The sequence below is a fragment of the Echinicola vietnamensis DSM 17526 genome (assembly GCF_000325705.1).
Taxonomy (GTDB): domain Bacteria; phylum Bacteroidota; class Bacteroidia; order Cytophagales; family Cyclobacteriaceae; genus Echinicola; species Echinicola vietnamensis.
Map to the genome: position 1 here is coordinate 4,870,475 of NC_019904.1, position 15,699 is coordinate 4,886,173.

The following is a 15,699-nucleotide window of genomic DNA, read 5'->3' on the forward strand; positions in this document are numbered from 1 at the left end:
AATGCTTAATTTTGCCCAAAGGTAAAAAATATCCTCAAAAAAAAGACCATGGCTTTTGGGCCACGGTCTTTTTAAATTCTTTTCGGAGTCATAACGTGTAAATTTTTACCAAATTCTAATCTGTTTTTATTCCATTCAACATCACAACAATAGTGCACTTCGGATTCCTTCAGCAAGCTTTCTGCCGATAGAATGGTCGGTAGGCTCAGATGACTCCGTCTCAATGGACGTCACCGCGGTCTTTCTCCTGATGATTTCCCATACATTGTCCTTGGCCTCTCTCTCACTACTTGCTTCTGTATGGATTTGAAACTCTACATCATTAATCTCAATTTTTATTAGATATTTCATAACTACATCTGTTTAAGCAGTCTAAAATCAAACAATCCATCATACTTTTACACTTTCGTGTCTCCTGCCTTGTTAAGGCTCAGCTTATCATTAAAAATTAATAAAACGTATTTTACACTAAATTATTTGCATTTCGTAAATATAATCAAATTAAGTTTAATGCAAATGATTTTCATAAAATCTATCTTGACCCTATACTTATAGATACGATATGATCCTCATAAGTGGTTTTGGGCAAATAGGATTTAAACTGTTCCAAAAATGATACCAAACACTAACTCGTTATAAATAAACAACGTTAAATCGTGTATTAATGTTCCTTAAAAGACATCTAAAACCACTCCTTACAAGTACATAGTGCCCAAAACCAATGGTGAGGCAAAGAATGAGTTATAAGAATAAGGCAAAAGGTGGCCGGCAAGGAAAAGCTACCTCTAAATCCGAAAAATTGTGCGGTATCCTATGATCACCGGTAACGTATCGTGATGCCTAATGATGATATGGTGGTCTACCCAATCTTCCCTAGGCTACTTAATGGCCGTGTTCGGGAGTCCATGCTGCTGTTAGTCGTGTCAAAGTTTACGTCTCTTCAGGCTTAAAATGGGCGAGCGCCTAGACTTAAAAGGCAATTTTTTAAAATAGACGATATAAACTTTACACAGGCTTAAACATTATACGAAATTTTATTCGTACTTTTGCAACTTAATTAATCCTTATCATGCAGAATATTCGTAACATCGCGATTATCGCACACGTTGACCACGGGAAAACCACCTTGGTAGACAAGATCATTCACGCTTCCAAGATTTTCCGTGAAAATCAGCAATTTGACGACCTTATCCTGGACAACAATGACCTGGAACGAGAAAGGGGCATTACCATCCTTTCCAAAAACGTGTCGGTAAGATATAAAGACATTAAAATCAACATCATCGATACTCCTGGTCACGCCGACTTCGGCGGTGAAGTGGAAAGGGTATTGAAAATGGCCGACGGGGTAATCCTTCTAGTGGATGCCTTTGAGGGACCTATGCCGCAGACGCGATTCGTACTGAGCAAGGCATTGGGACTGGGGTTGACCCCAATTGTCGTTGTCAACAAGGTGGACAAGCCTAACTGTCGCCCTGACGAGGTCCACGAGGCGGTGTTTGATTTGATGTTTAACCTGGATGCTACTGAAGAGCAACTGGATTTCGTGACCATGTACGGTTCCGCGAAAAACAATTGGATGGGACCTGATTGGAAAAACCCTACGGATTCCATTCTTCCGCTTTTGGACACCATCATCGAGCACATCCCTGCCCCTACCATCCAAGAAGGCAGCACCCAAATGCAAATCACCTCTTTGGATTTCTCCAATTTCGTAGGTAGGATTGCCATTGGCCGTTTGAAGCGTGGAACGCTTAAAGAAAACACCCAGATCGCGCTTTGCAAAGCGGATGGATCCATCAAGAAAATGCGTATCAAGGAACTTCATGTATTTGAAGGACTTGGCAAAAATAAAGTAGAAGAAGTACATGCTGGTGATATCTGCGCAGTGACTGGTATCGAAGGTTTTGAGATCGGCGACACCATTGCCGACGCTGAAAACCCTGAGCCGCTTCCGAGAATTGCGATCGATGAGCCTACCATGAACATGCTCTTTACGATCAACAACTCCCCTTTCTTTGGCAAGGAAGGTAAATTCGTTACTTCCAGACACTTAAGAGACCGTCTCTTCAAGGAAATGGAAAAGAACCTTGCCCTTCGGGTAGAACCTACTGACAATGAAGATAAATTCTTGGTTTATGGCCGGGGTATCCTCCACTTGTCCGTACTGATCGAAACCATGAGGCGTGAAGGCTACGAACTACAGGTGGGCCAACCTCAGGTAATCTATAAAGATATCGACGGTGTCAAAAACGAACCAATCGAATCCCTTGTAGTAGATGTACCCGAAGAGACAGCCGGTAAGGTAATTGAGCTGGCTACGCAACGTAAAGGGGAACTACTCGTGATGGAACCACGCGGAGACCTCCAACACTTGGAATTCCGCATTCCTTCCAGAGGCTTGATCGGTTTGAGAAACAATGTGCTGACCGCCACCCAAGGGGAAGCGATCATGAACCACCGATTTGTGGACTACGAGCCCTTCAAAGGCCCTATCCCAGGCAGGATCAACGGATCACTGATCTCTATGGAGTCTGGCCCTACCACCGGCTATGCTATCGACAAGCTTCAGGACCGAGGAACTTTCTTTGTGGATCCAGGAGAGGAAATCTATGGTGGCCAAGTAATCGGTGAACACTCCCGGGACAACGACATCGTGGTAAACGTCCAAAAGGGCAAGAAATTGACCAACATGCGTGCTTCTGGGTCTGATGACAACACCAAGATCCCACCTGCCAAGAAGTTCTCGTTGGAAGAAGCCATGGAATACATCCAAAAAGATGAATACTTGGAGATCACGCCTAAGAGCATGAGAATGCGTAAAATCTACCTCGACGAAGGTGAACGAAACAGAATGGCGAAAAAGGACGCCTAATCGCCTTTTCGTTTTTATATCATACAAAAACTCCCTTGAACTGCTTCAAGGGAGTTTTTTTTTGTTTCTAGCGCAGATCCTAAAAGCACAGAATCGGGTCCCACCAAAAACCAAGCAATTTATTATCGCTACTTTTTGTCAAAATAATACACTGGAAAATCAGCTAATTCCCGACAACTCTTGAACAGCTCACCAGCATGGGTCAATACAAAATCCTCTCTCTCCTCACTACACATCCACTTCCTGTTCGCCTCATTGGTATAACTCAGTGTAAGATAAACCCGTGCCTTACTTGAATCTGACACTTCAGCCTCTCGGTAGGTATAGGTTCCACTGATCTGAAAAGTCTCATCCTCCCCTTCATACTTTTTTACAAATGAACCATCGCTATGGAAAACATACTGTTCCTTGAAATTAAGTTCGCTGGCGCTAAAATCACCAGTCAAACCGTAATTTGCCTTTACCATATCCCACTCCCCCTGAATAGCATGTACTGGGCTAAACCCATCATCCTTGTCACAGGAAAAGGAAACAAACGCAATCATTAAAATCGCAATCGTTACCTTTTTCATATTGTCATTGTTTGGCTAATTCTTGTTGTAATAATTTTCTGCACGGTTTATCTTTAGCGTTCCATTCTGGATCATACATTACTTTTCAAAATACAAAACCCAACCATCACATGGCCCAGCACTTCTGTTAATCAATCGGCCTCGGTAATCCATCACCACCATCTCGGTTTTCAATTGGTTGTTCGCATTACAACTACTCCTTAAATTCACATCACCCGAGGTGTATTGCAGTTGAAAATGAGCCAAATATCCGGAATCTAACCGGTGATCCATCGTAAAATTGCCCTTTGCCAAAAGGTCTCCTGATGCTGAAGACATCATTCTTTCAAAAGTGCTATCCCGATAAAAAACATAGCGCTCTTCCCATAATAGCTCATCACCTTCTTTTGAAACGCCCGACTCGGGAGAAAATGTCTTTGAAAGGATCCATTCCCCATAAACATACTCATCCGGGTCAATATCGGGTGAAACATCACCACAACCCGCAAAAGCGATCGCCACACCTATGATCCAAAGGAAGAATCGACTCATGCTTTCGTCAACATTTCGTATAATTCATTCATTGTTCACTTAGTCAAGAACACATCATTAATTATCATAATACAGCCAAGGCCCATCACAGGGTGCCCAACTTATATTGACCAATTGATTTTCTAAGGAAATGTGCAGCGATTCCCGCTCCACTTCATCGCTCGAACAATTATAGGCCATGCCATCCCCTCCGGTAAACGTTAGCACCACTACGCCCATATAACGGTCCTGCATTTCCTCCGAGACCTTTTCGATCACAAAGGTTCCCGTTGCTTCTGATTGATAATCCTCTGCATCCACCGTTTTGGTAAAGGTACCATCATTGGTAAAGGTGTAGATTTCTTCTCTTTTCAACTCTTCTCCTTCCAAGGTCACATCCACCATTGAACCTACACTTTTTACCAGCTTCCAGTCGCCAGCAACAAATGATTCCTCATAATCAATGATGATTTCTGGTTCCGGATCGTTTTGTGTACATGCACACAAAACGAATAAAAACATAAATGAGGTAAAGAATAGTTTTTTCATAACAATTATGTGGTTTTGCAGTCTATACGAAAAGCATCATGAATGTGTCCCAAAAGAAACTTTTTTATCACATTCTTTTTTTAAAAATCAAGCAATCTCTGCCTTACCCCGTATCATCCCTACCACTGGCACATTAACTGTCATTATCCAACTAAGGAGAATAACAAATTCGGAAGCGCTGGCTGCTTTCTAGGGCATGATTTTTTCATACAACAGGAAAGGGGCTTGACAAGAGATCTCAACCTTACTGTTCAGACTACCATCCTTGCTCAGGACAAGCCATTCGACATTGGGTACCTCGGCACAGCCATTGCGAAGTTGCTGCTCGCCGGATAAGTATTCTAATTTTACCAAAGCACCATCATCGGAGCTAGAAGTCTCCTCCACACTGAAAACTCCTTTGGCAAGGGCATGGCTTTCATCCGATATCCGGTTTTTTTCAAAATCCCCACCCTCACGAAATACGTAGGTCTCCGAGAAAGTCGGTCCATTCCTACCGTATGCCTCTTGATTGAGCAGTTCCCACTGTCCATAAATATACCGTTGTGGGTCTATGTCAGGCTCATCCAGATCACAGCCACCTAACACCATCGTACATCCCAATACCGCAATAAAAAGGTTTTTCATCTTAAAAATCCATTTTTCAAAAAAACTCAAACAATCCATATAAAACAAACAGCGGCTGTCTTATCGATCGAGACAGCCGCTGTTAAGTGCTTTATTCTATAATACAAAAGGCTTATTCACCTTGCGCCAGTGAAAAGCCTCTTTCACCGTCAAAGGTGTACAGGTTTTCGGTCTTGATAAAATCAAAACCCAAGTCTTCCACTTGCTTCAGCACATCCAATACCTGTCCATGTGTGATGGTGGATTGGTCTGCATTGAAGAACCTTACACGCCAGTGATCAGAGCAGAAGGTCTCTTTCATCCCATCAGGATATACTTTCACGCCACGGTTGGTAATCAGCTGCATTTTCAGGCCATCGGCATCCACTGCTCTCAGCTTATCGCCAATGACATTTGCATCACGGTCGTTTTCCTTCCAATCGATAAACACATCCAGACCGATCAGATCCTTCTTGCACGGTTTTCTGTCGGCCAGTTTGATGGCTCCCATATTATCATCAGCCCCATCTCCCTTCTTGAATTCGGCAGGAACCATTTTTTCAGGCTTTTGCCCCAGCCGGTCAATTACAGCTTGTGCAAATTCCTTGGTACCGACCAATTGGGACGAAACTCCTTCTTGGTAAATATCACCTGTATGGATGCCATCTTCCAAGGTTTTCATCCAGGCATTGCTCACTTTTTCCGCCACTTCTGGCTGGCCGATATGCACCAACATCATGATGGCGCCATTGAGCAGTCCGGATGGGTTGGCGATATTTTGACCTGCAATATCAGGGGCAGAACCGTGAATCGCTTCAAACATCGCTACGTCTTCGCCTACATTCGACGAACCGCCAAGGCCTACAGATCCTGTAATCTGCGCTGCCACATCGGAGATGATATCTCCATAGAGGTTAAGCGTGACGATCACGTCAAACATCTCTGGCTTGTCCGCGATCAAGGCGGTTCCGATATCAATGATCTTATGATCTGCTTCAATCTCCGGATACTCCTTGGCCACATCATTAAACACTTTATGGAACAGACCATCGGCCAACTTCATGATGTTGTCCTTGGTCATACAGGTCACCTTTTTCCTGTTGTATTTTTTGGCATATTCAAAAGCATACCGGATGATCTTTTCGGAACCTGGCCTGGAAATGAGCTTTAGGCACTGGTACACATCATCGGTCTGCCGGTGCTCGATACCTGCATACAGGTCTTCCTCATTTTCCCGGACGATCACCATGTCCGTTTCAGGAAAATGGGTCCTGATATAAGGAGAATACGCTTTACATGGCCGCACATTGGCGTATAGGCCCAGCGTCTTCCGAGTGGTCACGTTAAGGCTTTTGAAGCCTCCGCCCTGTGGGGTGGTTATTGGAGACTTTAAAAATATCTTTGTTTCTCTAAGCGAATCCCAAGCTTTTGGTTCGATCCCCGAGCTGATGCCTTTAAGATAGACCTGCTCGCCTATTTCAATGACTTCAGGTTCTATTTGTGCTCCTGCAGCTTCCAAAATCTCCAGGGTGGCTTTCATGATTTCCGGGCCGATACCATCACCGTAGGCTACGGTTATTTTTCTTTTGGATGACATAAAGTATTTTATTAAAGATGTTAACTTTCAAAATATGGTACAAAAATATAAAATTTTGTGGGAGATGACTGCTATCCAAGGCACTATTTATCTTCGGGCCAATGGGAAGCATTCTTCCCCATAGGTCCGCTCACAGACCGGGACCGCTAAGCGTGTCCTTACAGTTCCGGTCACCGGCAAAACCGCTTTGCTCAGCGTATAAATATCCGGTCCTACTCCCAAATGGACTGCTGGTCACCTGCAGGCTTACACATTTTGCAATGTGATGGCAAATGGGGCAATAAAACCCAATAGGGTCACAATCAGGCATAAGCTACCGGTAACGTTCATTTTTACAAGGTTTGCTTTGTGTTTGCTACGGCACCTCGTATATTTGAATTCAAACATAGGTTTTAGAGCATGGCTGAATCTACCAATATCCTTTCTGAAAACAAAGACGGTATTCTCTACCTCACCATTAACCGGGAATCCAAACTCAACGCAATCAATTTCGACACCCTTGAAGAGCTTAAGAATATCTTCAATGAGGTCAGCGACAACAAGTCGATAAGGGGTGTGGTGCTGACAGGTTCCGGGGAAAAGGCCTTTGTCGCCGGTGCGGACATCAGCGAGATAGCGGAATTGAATGAGCTCAACGCCCGTAAGTTTTCCGAAAATGGACAAGAAGTATTCAGCCTGATCGAATCCTGCCACAAACCGGTCATTGCCGTCGTAAACGGTTTTGCCTTGGGAGGAGGCTGTGAACTTTCCATGGCCTGCCATATGCGGATCGCCACCAGCAATGCCAAATTTGGCCAACCAGAAGTCAACTTGGGCATCATTCCCGGCTATGGTGGCACCCAACGCCTCACCTTCCTCATCGGTAGGACCAAAGCAAACGAATTGCTGATGACCGGCGATATGGTGGATGCGGCAGAAGCCAAGGCTCTCGGACTGGTAAATTATGTCACCCAGACCAAGGCGGAAGCCATCCAAAAGGCCGAAGAAATCCTGCAAAAGATCATGACCAAAGCGCCGCTGTCCATAGGCATGATCATCGATTGTGTGAATGCCGTCTACAGCAATGATGAAAATGGCTACCTCATCGAGGCCAACAGCTTTGCCAGATGCGTCAAATCCGAAGACTATTCGGAAGGAACCTCTGCATTCCTGGAAAAGCGAAAACCCAATTTTAAAGGGGAATAGCCCCTCCTTCTTCCGGTTCCATGAGTAAACTCAAACAACTTGCCGGTCAAACTGCCATTTACGGGATCAGTAGTATTTTGGGAAGAGTCATCAATTTCCTGCTGCTTCCACTGTACATCACCTACCTCTCAAAAGAAGACCTTGGCTCGTTTACGGCCATCTATGCCTTCATTGCGCTTTTCAACGTGATTTTTACCTATGGCATGGAAACCACTTTTTTTAGGTTTGCCACTGGAAAAGGCCTGGACCCGCAGAAAGTATACAATAATGTCCAATCCTTGATCCTCACCACTTCCCTGTCATTGGGAGCCTTGCTGTTCCTGAGTGCTGAGCAACTGAGTCTTTGGATGGACTATCCGGGGAAATCCCACCTCTTTCAATGGACAGCCCTGATCTTGGCCATAGATGCCATCTTGGCGATCCCCTATGCGAGGCTTCGCGTAGAAAACAAGTCGCTTCAATTTGCCCTGACCAAGCTACTGAACATCCTGCTGAACGTAGGCTTCAACATCTTCTTTATCGTGGTCTGCCTGCATGTCCACGAGGGAGATTACCTGAAGTTCCTCCAGCCCTTTGTAAATGGTTTTTACCATCCCGAATGGGGGGTGGATTATATTCTGCTTTCCAACCTCTTCGCCAATGCCCTGATCATTCCGGTCCTTTTCTCACTGTCAGGAAAGTTTAGCTGGCAGTTGGACAAAAGCATCTTGGGGCCCATGTGGAAGTATGCCCTTCCGCTGCTGTTCATGGGCTTGGCGGGAGTGACCAATGAAGTATTTTCGCGGTTCTTGTTTGAGTACGTACTCCCCGAAAACTTCTACCCCGGCCTTACCGCCCGTGAGGCGGGCGGCATCTTCGGTGCCAACTTCAAACTGGCCATCTTCATGAACCTGATCATCCAAGCTTTCAAGTACGCCGCAGAACCGTTCTTTTTCTCCCAAAGCGAGGACAAGGACAGTCCACAGCTGTATGCCCGGGTCATGCACTGGTTTATCATTTTCTGCAGTGTGCTGATGATCCTGGTCGCCGTAAACCTGGACATCATCGGCAAGATCATTTTGGGCAACAAGGGCTATCAAGCTGGCATGGACATCGTCCCCATGCTCCTGATGGGCTACCTGATGCTGGGCGTTTATTTCAATCTCAGCATCTGGTTCAAGATCACTGACCGGACCATTTACAGCTTTTACATTACCTTTACCGGTGCCGTGGTCACGGTCTTGGTGATCTTCCTGATGGTTCCCCGATATGGCTACACCGGCGCCGCCATGAGCACCTTGGCCACGTATGTAGTCATGTCTGTCATGTGTTATTTCTTCGGTCAGAAGTATTACCCAATTCCCTACAAGACCATCAGGGATATTTCCTACCTGGTCATTGCCTTTGGCTTTTCCTATTTGGGGTTCTACATCCAGTTGGATTCCAGCATCCTAACATTTGTTTTTCGCAACCTGCTTCCAGTGGTTTATGTAGTTGGAGTGGTTTTGATGGAAAAAAGGGAGCTTTTGGACCTTAAAAAAAATATTTCCCGATAGGTTTTTTCTTCCCCCGGGAGATGCAAATGCTCAGTTATCACTTGCGGATATCACTTCAATAAGCCGTCAAACTTTAGCTATTAAGGTAATCGTAGCGGCGCCACCCCCTCTCCTCCTAACGAAGTGATTTTAAGACACTTTCAGCTCTTTTTGAGATCCCTAGGAACAAGCTACTACATTTCCTAATCTATAAATCGGGTTCAAAGAGCCAGCCGTATTCCTCTGGAGAGCTTTCCCAAAAGGAAGCAACTATGGAAAACCCAATAGTATTAACCGGAATAAACCAAAAAGGAGGAATTAAGCCACACCCTTAATAGCTAGCAAGACATATGGATTCCCCACAAGCATCCAAAACCTTTGGGAGCAAAATATTTTGAAACAATATTATTTTCAAATCATATGATTTATATATTTGAAATCAATAACTCAAAATAGTTTACATCAATAAAAACACCACTATGAATCTACTTTTTGGTAAGATTTTTACAATTTTCTTTCTCATTTGCTGCATTTCACTACAAATGCCCAATGCCCAGGCCCAGAAAGCCTCCAAACAAGAGGTCTTTAACAGCATGCAAAAAGTGGCTGACTGGCAAATCGAAAATTTCTGGGAGGCTGGACACGGCAGACGGGTGCATGAGCCCACCAACTGGACCAATGGCGCCTTATATGTGGGCATGATGAAATGGGCAAACCTTTCGGATGATCCGGCTTACACGGATTTTTTAACCGGCATAGGTGAAAAAACGGAATGGAAGCTGGGCTCGCGACTTGGCCGCTATCACGCCGATGAACATACTGTCGGCCAAATGTACTTGGAGCTCTATCGCAAATCCGGTGAAGAAAAAATGCTGGAACCGACCCAAAAACATTTGGACTTTATCATTTACCACCCCGCCCAAACCTCCCTTCACTGGAACACACCCTTTCACCAAGATCGATGGAACTGGTGCGATGCCCTCTTTATGTCACCACCGGTATGGGCGAAGCTGAGCAAGATCACCGGAGATGAAAAGTACTTGGATTTCATGGTCAAAGAATACAAGGCGACCACCGATTACCTATTTGACAAGAAAGAAAGCCTGTATTACCGGGACGACAATTATTTTTCAGCACTTGACAATGGCACCAAGGTCTTTTGGTCCCGCGGCAATGGCTGGGTCTTTGCAGGACTTACCAACATCATTGCTGAGCTGGAACCAGGCACTTCGGAATACAAGTATTTTGTAAAACTCTTTAAGAAAATGGCCAAACGCCTAAAAGAACTCCAAACCGCTGATGGCTACTGGGCCATGAGCTTATTGGGGGCCGAATTCTACCCAACTCCTGAAACCAGTGGCACGGGATTTTTCACCTATGGCTTCGCCTGGGGCATCAATAATGGCATACTCGACAAGGATGATTACGAAGCCGTCGTTTGGAAAGGATGGAATGCCCTGCAGGAATGCGTCACCGAGGATGGCATGCTGGGCTATGTCCAGCCAATAGGCGCTGCCCCTGGCCAAGCTTGGCCGGACAGAACTGAGGTCTATGGCGTGGGAGCCTACCTGTGCGCAGGTACTGAAATCTATAAAATGGCCCAATAACAGAAATGAAAGCTGTCCCACATAGCATAGAAAACCTTTTGGGACAGCTTTTATTTTTATTTGATTTTTTGATTGGTAAACCTCGGCGCTTCGGTCAATTGGAGTGCCTCTATGATATACGTAGATGTAGCTTTATCTGCCACCCAAGCCTCCCTAGACTTGTAAGCGTCTTCTTTCTCGTTCATATACGTATGCCCATCCTCAAACCGTCCCTGCATTTCCAGTGCCTCCTGTCCTTGCAAGAGCATCCACTCCCGCGCCCTTTTCCTTACCGCTGGGTTTGGTGAAAAAGCTGCTGCAATACTGTTGAACATCACGAAGTTCATTCGTCTCCCTTCTCCCCAATCTGTACCCAAGGGGTAATAAATATCTCCGGTTCCCTGAATAAAAATAGTCCCCCCTGGAGCCTTCACCTCCCCTCCTGTTATGGTTTCACCGGCTGTGAACGTAAGGTCAGCAAAACCTCCAAAGACGACATCAATATTATGTACCATCGCCATGGAAACTTCCATATCGGCAAGCCAAAAATACTTGATCGGGTTAAACTCAAAAACTGAAGTCATGTAATCGGGATGGATAAAATGATGGTTTACAGCCGTCCCATCTTCATTGATATTGCTGCCTATCAGCCATTCCCTCAAGGGTTTTCCATTGACCAATTGTGTAGATTCTAGATCACTGGGCCTCGCTGTGGCATTCAAGGTCAAAAAGATAAGCTTTTCCATCCATTTCGACTGTTGGGGATGTGCTGGCATCATCGCAGAGGCGACTGTCAGGATAAGCCCGTCCCAGGCATTTTCTTCTGACCCTGTATCCCCGGGGCTGATAATCTCCCCGTGGCGGTTACGGTAAGTTTTGATCTGCGGCAAACCTTTATCGTGCATGATCCATTCACACTCTACCCGAATCATTTTCAAGACCTCCATTTGGGTCTGGTCATCCAGCTTATCCCACATCATCCAACCGGCAAAGGCACTGTAACCAGCCCATAAAGCTGATTGCCACTCCCTGCCCCATCCGTTTTCAGTATTGGCCAAATGCGCATGCGCCAAACTTTTGATGAGCAGAATGGTCTTTTCTGCTGCCTCATGCTCTGAAACACCGACACTGGCAGGATCATATAATCCCAATCTCAGCGAAGCGGCAAGTGCTTCCGCCTCTGCTGCCACGGGACGCACCCTATGCTCCGAAATCCCCTTTAGGTCAAGATACCCGTGTTGGGAAAGCTCGGAAAATCCCCTTTCCTGCCACCAAGTCGTCAAGGCATACTTATTGGCATTCAATAGCAGCTTTCCTGCCAACTGCTGGGAGTCGGTCACCATTGATTTGCCTTCAAACCGCTTCCAATCAATCAACTTCACGTATTCGACTTCTGCTGCCGGAAAAATGCCGGCATTCATTTTCTGGTCTTGGGCGGACAAAGCCGTCACCCTTAAGCATAGCCATAGCCAAAACAAGCACTTGGTCGTATTCTCCATCATCGCGTAAGTTTCTTTATTCTTTTAATGCCTAATATTAACGATTTAGTCCTAAAGACCTACGCTCCGTTTGTACTTTTCAATTGCTATTTTCCCCGTTTGGTTCCTTCAAATATAAAATAACCCGCTATCTTTGACCCCTATAAACCTTTAAAAACAACACTACCATGCAGGTCAACGTCATCAACCAATCCAAGCATCCCCTACCCGAATACCAAACGGACCTTTCGGCAGGCCTCGACCTACGGGCCAACCTCGCCGAACCCATCACGTTAAAACCGTTGGAAAGGACCTTAGTGGGAACGGGTTTGTTTATGGAACTCCCTGCTGGTCACGAAGCTCAGATCCGTCCCCGTAGCGGACTGGCCTATAAGCATGGGATCACCGTGCTCAATTCACCGGGCACCATCGATGCGGATTACAGGGGCGAGATAAAAGTGCTTTTGGTGAACCTTTCCAACGCACCTTTCGAGATCAACGATGGCGAACGCATTGCCCAAATGGTGGTGGCCCGTCATGAGCAGATCCAATGGAAAGAAGCTGCCGAAGTATCGGAAACCCAACGGGGTGCTGGAGGTTTCGGCAGTACCGGCAAATCCTGATTTCGTTAAATTTCGTAAAATGGCTTTTGGGGAATGAACGAAAAAGGCCTTAATTTTGTACGTTTTGTCAGTAAGATGCCACATATCTTATTGATAATATCACCAGTTGGAAAGATAACATGCAAATAAAAACCTTCAAGCAATCACTACTCTTCCTGGCCATTGCCCTCCCCTTGGTGTTTTCGGCTCCTTCAGCCCATGCGCAGTTCAATATTTTTAAAGGTGCCAAAAAAGAACAGAAAGAAGCCGATATGGCGACCAGGCTGTTTATTGAAGGGGAAAAGCACATGATGCTGGAAGATTATGAAAAGGCCTATTTTTACTTTGACAAAGCCCACGACCTGACCCCTGAATCAGGAGCGGTGAATTTTAAGATGGCCGAGATCCTGGCCCGCGCCAACCAAAACGAAAAGGCGTTGGAGCACGGGCAAAAGGCCGTGGAAGCCGATCCGGAGAACAAGTATTACCACCTGCTCATTGCCGAAGTCTACACCAAGCAAAACCAACCAGAAAAGGCCGCCGAGATCCTGGAAACCCTGATCGAAAGTTCTGATGACAACAAACAGTACATCCTTGAACTGGCATCCCTTTACCTCTCCACCCAGCAATTTGACAAAGCCCTTATCGCCTTGGACAAGGCCGAGGAATATTACGGGGTGGTCGAGCAGCTCTCGGTACAAAAGCAGCGCATTTACCTGAAGCAGAACAATTTGGATGCTGCCATAAAAGAAGGCGAAAAGCTCATTCAGGCCAATCCCGGCAATTCCCGCTATGTCTTGGCCTTGGTGGAAATGCTCTTCAACAACAACCGTATTGACCAGGCCCTTGGGGTGGTCAATGCCTCACTGGAGGACTACCCCAACCAACCTGACCTTCACCTGGCCGCCTATACCCTTTACAAAAAGAAAGAAGCACTGGATGTCGCCCACGACCATTTGTTCACAGCATTCCAGAGCCCGGACCTGGAGGGCGAGATCAAGGCACAGACCTTTGGGGACATTATGCAGAAAGACCTTAAGACCAAAGAGCGTGAGTCCATGCTGGACAGTTTGGAAACCCTCATGGTCAAAACCAGTCCCAAAAGTGCCCCTGTATGGACCATTTTGGGAGACCGGGCCATGCAAAACCAACAACCTGCCAAAGCCTTGGAAAACTATCAGCAATCCATAGCGATCAATCCCCAAGACCCTAAGGTCCTGCAGGGAGTGATCAGCCTGATGTTTGAGCAGGGAAAAGATTTTGAGGAAATAGAAACTTATACGGCCTTGGGCACGGAGGAATTCCCCCAGAAACCGGAATTTTGGTTTTTTGACGGCACGGCAAAGCTTGCCATTAAAAAACACGAAGCCGCAGCCACCTCCCTGAAGCAAAGCCTTGAGCTCAATGACGGGACCAACAAACAATTGGACCTGATGGTCCTTGGCCAGCTGGGAGATACCTACCATGCCCTTAAAAAAGAGGACAAGGCTTTTGAGGCTTATGACAAGGTTTTGGAGATTTCACCAGAAGATGAGCACGTTCTGAACAATTACGCTTATTTTTTGTCGTTGGAAAAAAGGGACTTGGACAAGGCCTTGGACATGTCATCTAAACTGGTCAGACGATTTCCGGACAATGCCACCTATCTGGACACACATGCTTGGGTACTTTTTCAAAAAAAGTCTTACCAAGAAGCGGAAAAATATATGAAAAAGGCCCTGGAATTAGAAGAAAGTCCCAGTGGGGTAATGCTAGAGCATTATGGGGACATCCTTTTTCACTTGGGAGATAAGTCCGGCGCCTTGGAATACTGGGAAAAAGCCGCTGGCAAAAGCGATGTATCCGAGGAGCTTGATCAAAAAATAAAGGACAAGAAATACTATGAATAAACACTTTTTACGAAGCCTTTTAGCATGTGTTTTACTTTTGGCAGGGTGTGCCAAAAAGACCAAGATCTATTCTTCGGACGAAGCCATGAAGGAGTTTACGCCCTCCTATTTTGACTTTGAATACCTGAGCGCCAAAGCCCGCGTGGCCATGGAAGAAGAAAACGGCAAGACTACCCGGGGAACGCTGAACCTGCGGGCCAAGCGGGACAGCATCATTTGGTTCAGCATCAGTCCGGGCTTGGGCATCGAAGCCGCAAGGGGCATGATCACGCGCGAAGACATCAAGGTCATCGACCGCATCAACAATAAGGACATCAATTTGACCTTTGATCAGTTCCAAAATACCTATGGCCTAAAACTCTCCTTGGACCTGTTCCAGAATGTGCTCTTTGCCAATATCCCCTATGGTGTCAGCTACAGGGACAGGCTGATCCGAGTGGGAAAGACGTTTGAGCTTACCCAGCGGCGGGACGGCATCACCTACGAATCGGTGATCGGCGTCCAGCACGGTAAAGTAACCGAGCTGACCACGGCTTCCCGGTTTCACAAAGGAAAACTTTCCGCCAGCTATCCGGAATTCGAAGACCTGGATGGCCAGCCCTATGCTTATAAGATCCTGTTGAAGTTATTGATGGAAAATGCTTCTTCCGATGTCCAATCAACCTTGGTCAATTTGGAATTCAACAAAGTGGAACTCCAGGATACCCCATTGTCATTTCCTTACAATTTCTGATCT

The 15,699-nt window shown here is 45.9% G+C and carries 14 protein-coding genes; 7 read left to right on the forward strand and 7 right to left on the reverse strand.

Going from position 1 to position 15,699, the window contains the following annotated elements; translation table 11 throughout:
• Window positions 1-141: 141 nt before the first annotated feature.
• On the reverse strand, window positions 142-351 hold the full coding sequence (locus tag ECHVI_RS19745) for a hypothetical protein (protein ID WP_015267804.1): 210 nt from the start codon (window positions 349-351) through the stop codon (window positions 142-144).
• A 718-nt stretch (window positions 352-1,069) separates the two neighbouring features.
• Between ECHVI_RS19745 and typA the strand changes: the two genes are divergently transcribed.
• Entirely contained in the window at window positions 1,070-2,875 is a 1,806-nt protein-coding gene (gene typA / locus ECHVI_RS19750; protein WP_015267805.1) for a translational GTPase TypA, read from the forward strand.
• Window positions 2,876-3,003: 128 nt separating this feature from the next.
• Here the strand turns inward: typA and ECHVI_RS19755 are convergent, their stop codons facing one another.
• The 5 genes from ECHVI_RS19755 to ECHVI_RS19775 form a co-directional block, all read right to left on the reverse strand.
• Window positions 3,004-3,447 (reverse strand): hypothetical protein, encoded by a 444-nt coding sequence (locus ECHVI_RS19755; protein ID WP_015267806.1) that lies wholly within the window; start codon window positions 3,445-3,447, stop codon window positions 3,004-3,006.
• A gap of 78 nt (window positions 3,448-3,525) precedes the next feature.
• The gene (locus ECHVI_RS19760) at window positions 3,526-3,978 is read right to left on the reverse strand and encodes a hypothetical protein (protein ID WP_015267807.1); all 453 of its coding nucleotides are present in this window, start codon (window positions 3,976-3,978) and stop codon (window positions 3,526-3,528) included.
• 57 nt (window positions 3,979-4,035) lie between these two features.
• Entirely contained in the window at window positions 4,036-4,506 is a 471-nt protein-coding gene (locus tag ECHVI_RS19765) for a hypothetical protein (protein WP_015267808.1), read from the reverse strand.
• 189 nt (window positions 4,507-4,695) lie between these two features.
• The gene (locus tag ECHVI_RS19770) at window positions 4,696-5,133 is read right to left on the reverse strand and encodes a hypothetical protein (RefSeq protein ID WP_015267809.1); all 438 of its coding nucleotides are present in this window, start codon (window positions 5,131-5,133) and stop codon (window positions 4,696-4,698) included.
• Window positions 5,134-5,245: 112 nt separating this feature from the next.
• Window positions 5,246-6,709: an NADP-dependent isocitrate dehydrogenase gene (locus tag ECHVI_RS19775; protein ID WP_015267810.1), complete on the reverse strand. Its 1,464-nt coding sequence runs from the start codon at window positions 6,707-6,709 to the stop codon at window positions 5,246-5,248.
• Between the two features lie 399 nt (window positions 6,710-7,108).
• Between ECHVI_RS19775 and ECHVI_RS19780 the strand changes: the two genes are divergently transcribed.
• The 3 genes from ECHVI_RS19780 (at window position 7,109) to ECHVI_RS19790 (ending at window position 11,015) form a co-directional block, all read left to right on the forward strand.
• Complete coding sequence (locus tag ECHVI_RS19780) at window positions 7,109-7,894, forward strand: enoyl-CoA hydratase/isomerase family protein (protein WP_015267811.1); 786 nt, start codon at window positions 7,109-7,111, stop codon at window positions 7,892-7,894.
• A 20-nt stretch (window positions 7,895-7,914) separates the two neighbouring features.
• Window positions 7,915-9,429 carry a lipopolysaccharide biosynthesis protein gene (locus tag ECHVI_RS19785; protein ID WP_015267812.1) on the forward strand — a complete coding sequence of 505 codons (1,515 nt, stop codon included), beginning with the start codon at window positions 7,915-7,917 and terminating at the stop codon, window positions 9,427-9,429.
• Between the two features lie 458 nt (window positions 9,430-9,887).
• Window positions 9,888-11,015: a glycoside hydrolase family 88/105 protein gene (locus ECHVI_RS19790; protein WP_015267813.1), complete on the forward strand. Its 1,128-nt coding sequence runs from the start codon at window positions 9,888-9,890 to the stop codon at window positions 11,013-11,015.
• A 56-nt stretch (window positions 11,016-11,071) separates the two neighbouring features.
• On the opposite strand, the gene ECHVI_RS19795 is transcribed toward ECHVI_RS19790, so the two are convergent.
• Window positions 11,072-12,496: a hypothetical protein gene (locus ECHVI_RS19795; RefSeq protein ID WP_015267814.1), complete on the reverse strand. Its 1,425-nt coding sequence runs from the start codon at window positions 12,494-12,496 to the stop codon at window positions 11,072-11,074.
• Window positions 12,497-12,660: 164 nt separating this feature from the next.
• Between ECHVI_RS19795 and dut the strand changes: the two genes are divergently transcribed.
• From dut to lolB1, 3 genes are all read left to right on the forward strand, one after another.
• Entirely contained in the window at window positions 12,661-13,095 is a 435-nt protein-coding gene (gene dut / locus ECHVI_RS19800) for a dUTP diphosphatase (RefSeq protein ID WP_015267815.1), read from the forward strand.
• 119 nt (window positions 13,096-13,214) lie between these two features.
• Entirely contained in the window at window positions 13,215-14,963 is a 1,749-nt protein-coding gene (locus ECHVI_RS19805) for a tetratricopeptide repeat protein (protein ID WP_015267816.1), read from the forward strand.
• Window positions 14,956-15,696, forward strand: coding sequence for a lipoprotein insertase outer membrane protein LolB1 (gene lolB1, locus ECHVI_RS19810; RefSeq protein ID WP_015267817.1), 741 nt, complete (start codon window positions 14,956-14,958; stop codon window positions 15,694-15,696). Before ECHVI_RS19805 ends, lolB1 begins: the two co-directional genes overlap by 8 nt.
• Window positions 15,697-15,699: the final 3 nt, after the last annotated feature.

Bases quoted from the DNA above. Each gene is read 5' to 3' on its own strand.
- ECHVI_RS19745 (WP_015267804.1), bottom strand. From the start codon at position 351: ATGAAATATCTAATAAAAATTGAGATTAATGATGTAGAGTTTCAAATC.
- typA (WP_015267805.1), top strand. From the start codon at position 1,070: ATGCAGAATATTCGTAACATCGCGATTATCGCACACGTTGACCACGGG.
- ECHVI_RS19755 (WP_015267806.1), bottom strand. From the start codon at position 3,447: ATGAAAAAGGTAACGATTGCGATTTTAATGATTGCGTTTGTTTCCTTT.
- ECHVI_RS19760 (WP_015267807.1), bottom strand. From the start codon at position 3,978: ATGAGTCGATTCTTCCTTTGGATCATAGGTGTGGCGATCGCTTTTGCG.
- ECHVI_RS19765 (WP_015267808.1), bottom strand. From the start codon at position 4,506: ATGAAAAAACTATTCTTTACCTCATTTATGTTTTTATTCGTTTTGTGT.
- ECHVI_RS19770 (WP_015267809.1), bottom strand. From the start codon at position 5,133: ATGAAAAACCTTTTTATTGCGGTATTGGGATGTACGATGGTGTTAGGT.
- ECHVI_RS19775 (WP_015267810.1), bottom strand. From the start codon at position 6,709: ATGTCATCCAAAAGAAAAATAACCGTAGCCTACGGTGATGGTATCGGC.
- ECHVI_RS19780 (WP_015267811.1), top strand. From the start codon at position 7,109: ATGGCTGAATCTACCAATATCCTTTCTGAAAACAAAGACGGTATTCTC.
- ECHVI_RS19785 (WP_015267812.1), top strand. From the start codon at position 7,915: ATGAGTAAACTCAAACAACTTGCCGGTCAAACTGCCATTTACGGGATC.
- ECHVI_RS19790 (WP_015267813.1), top strand. From the start codon at position 9,888: ATGAATCTACTTTTTGGTAAGATTTTTACAATTTTCTTTCTCATTTGC.
- ECHVI_RS19795 (WP_015267814.1), bottom strand. From the start codon at position 12,496: ATGATGGAGAATACGACCAAGTGCTTGTTTTGGCTATGGCTATGCTTA.
- dut (WP_015267815.1), top strand. From the start codon at position 12,661: ATGCAGGTCAACGTCATCAACCAATCCAAGCATCCCCTACCCGAATAC.
- ECHVI_RS19805 (WP_015267816.1), top strand. From the start codon at position 13,215: ATGCAAATAAAAACCTTCAAGCAATCACTACTCTTCCTGGCCATTGCC.
- lolB1 (WP_015267817.1), top strand. From the start codon at position 14,956: ATGAATAAACACTTTTTACGAAGCCTTTTAGCATGTGTTTTACTTTTG.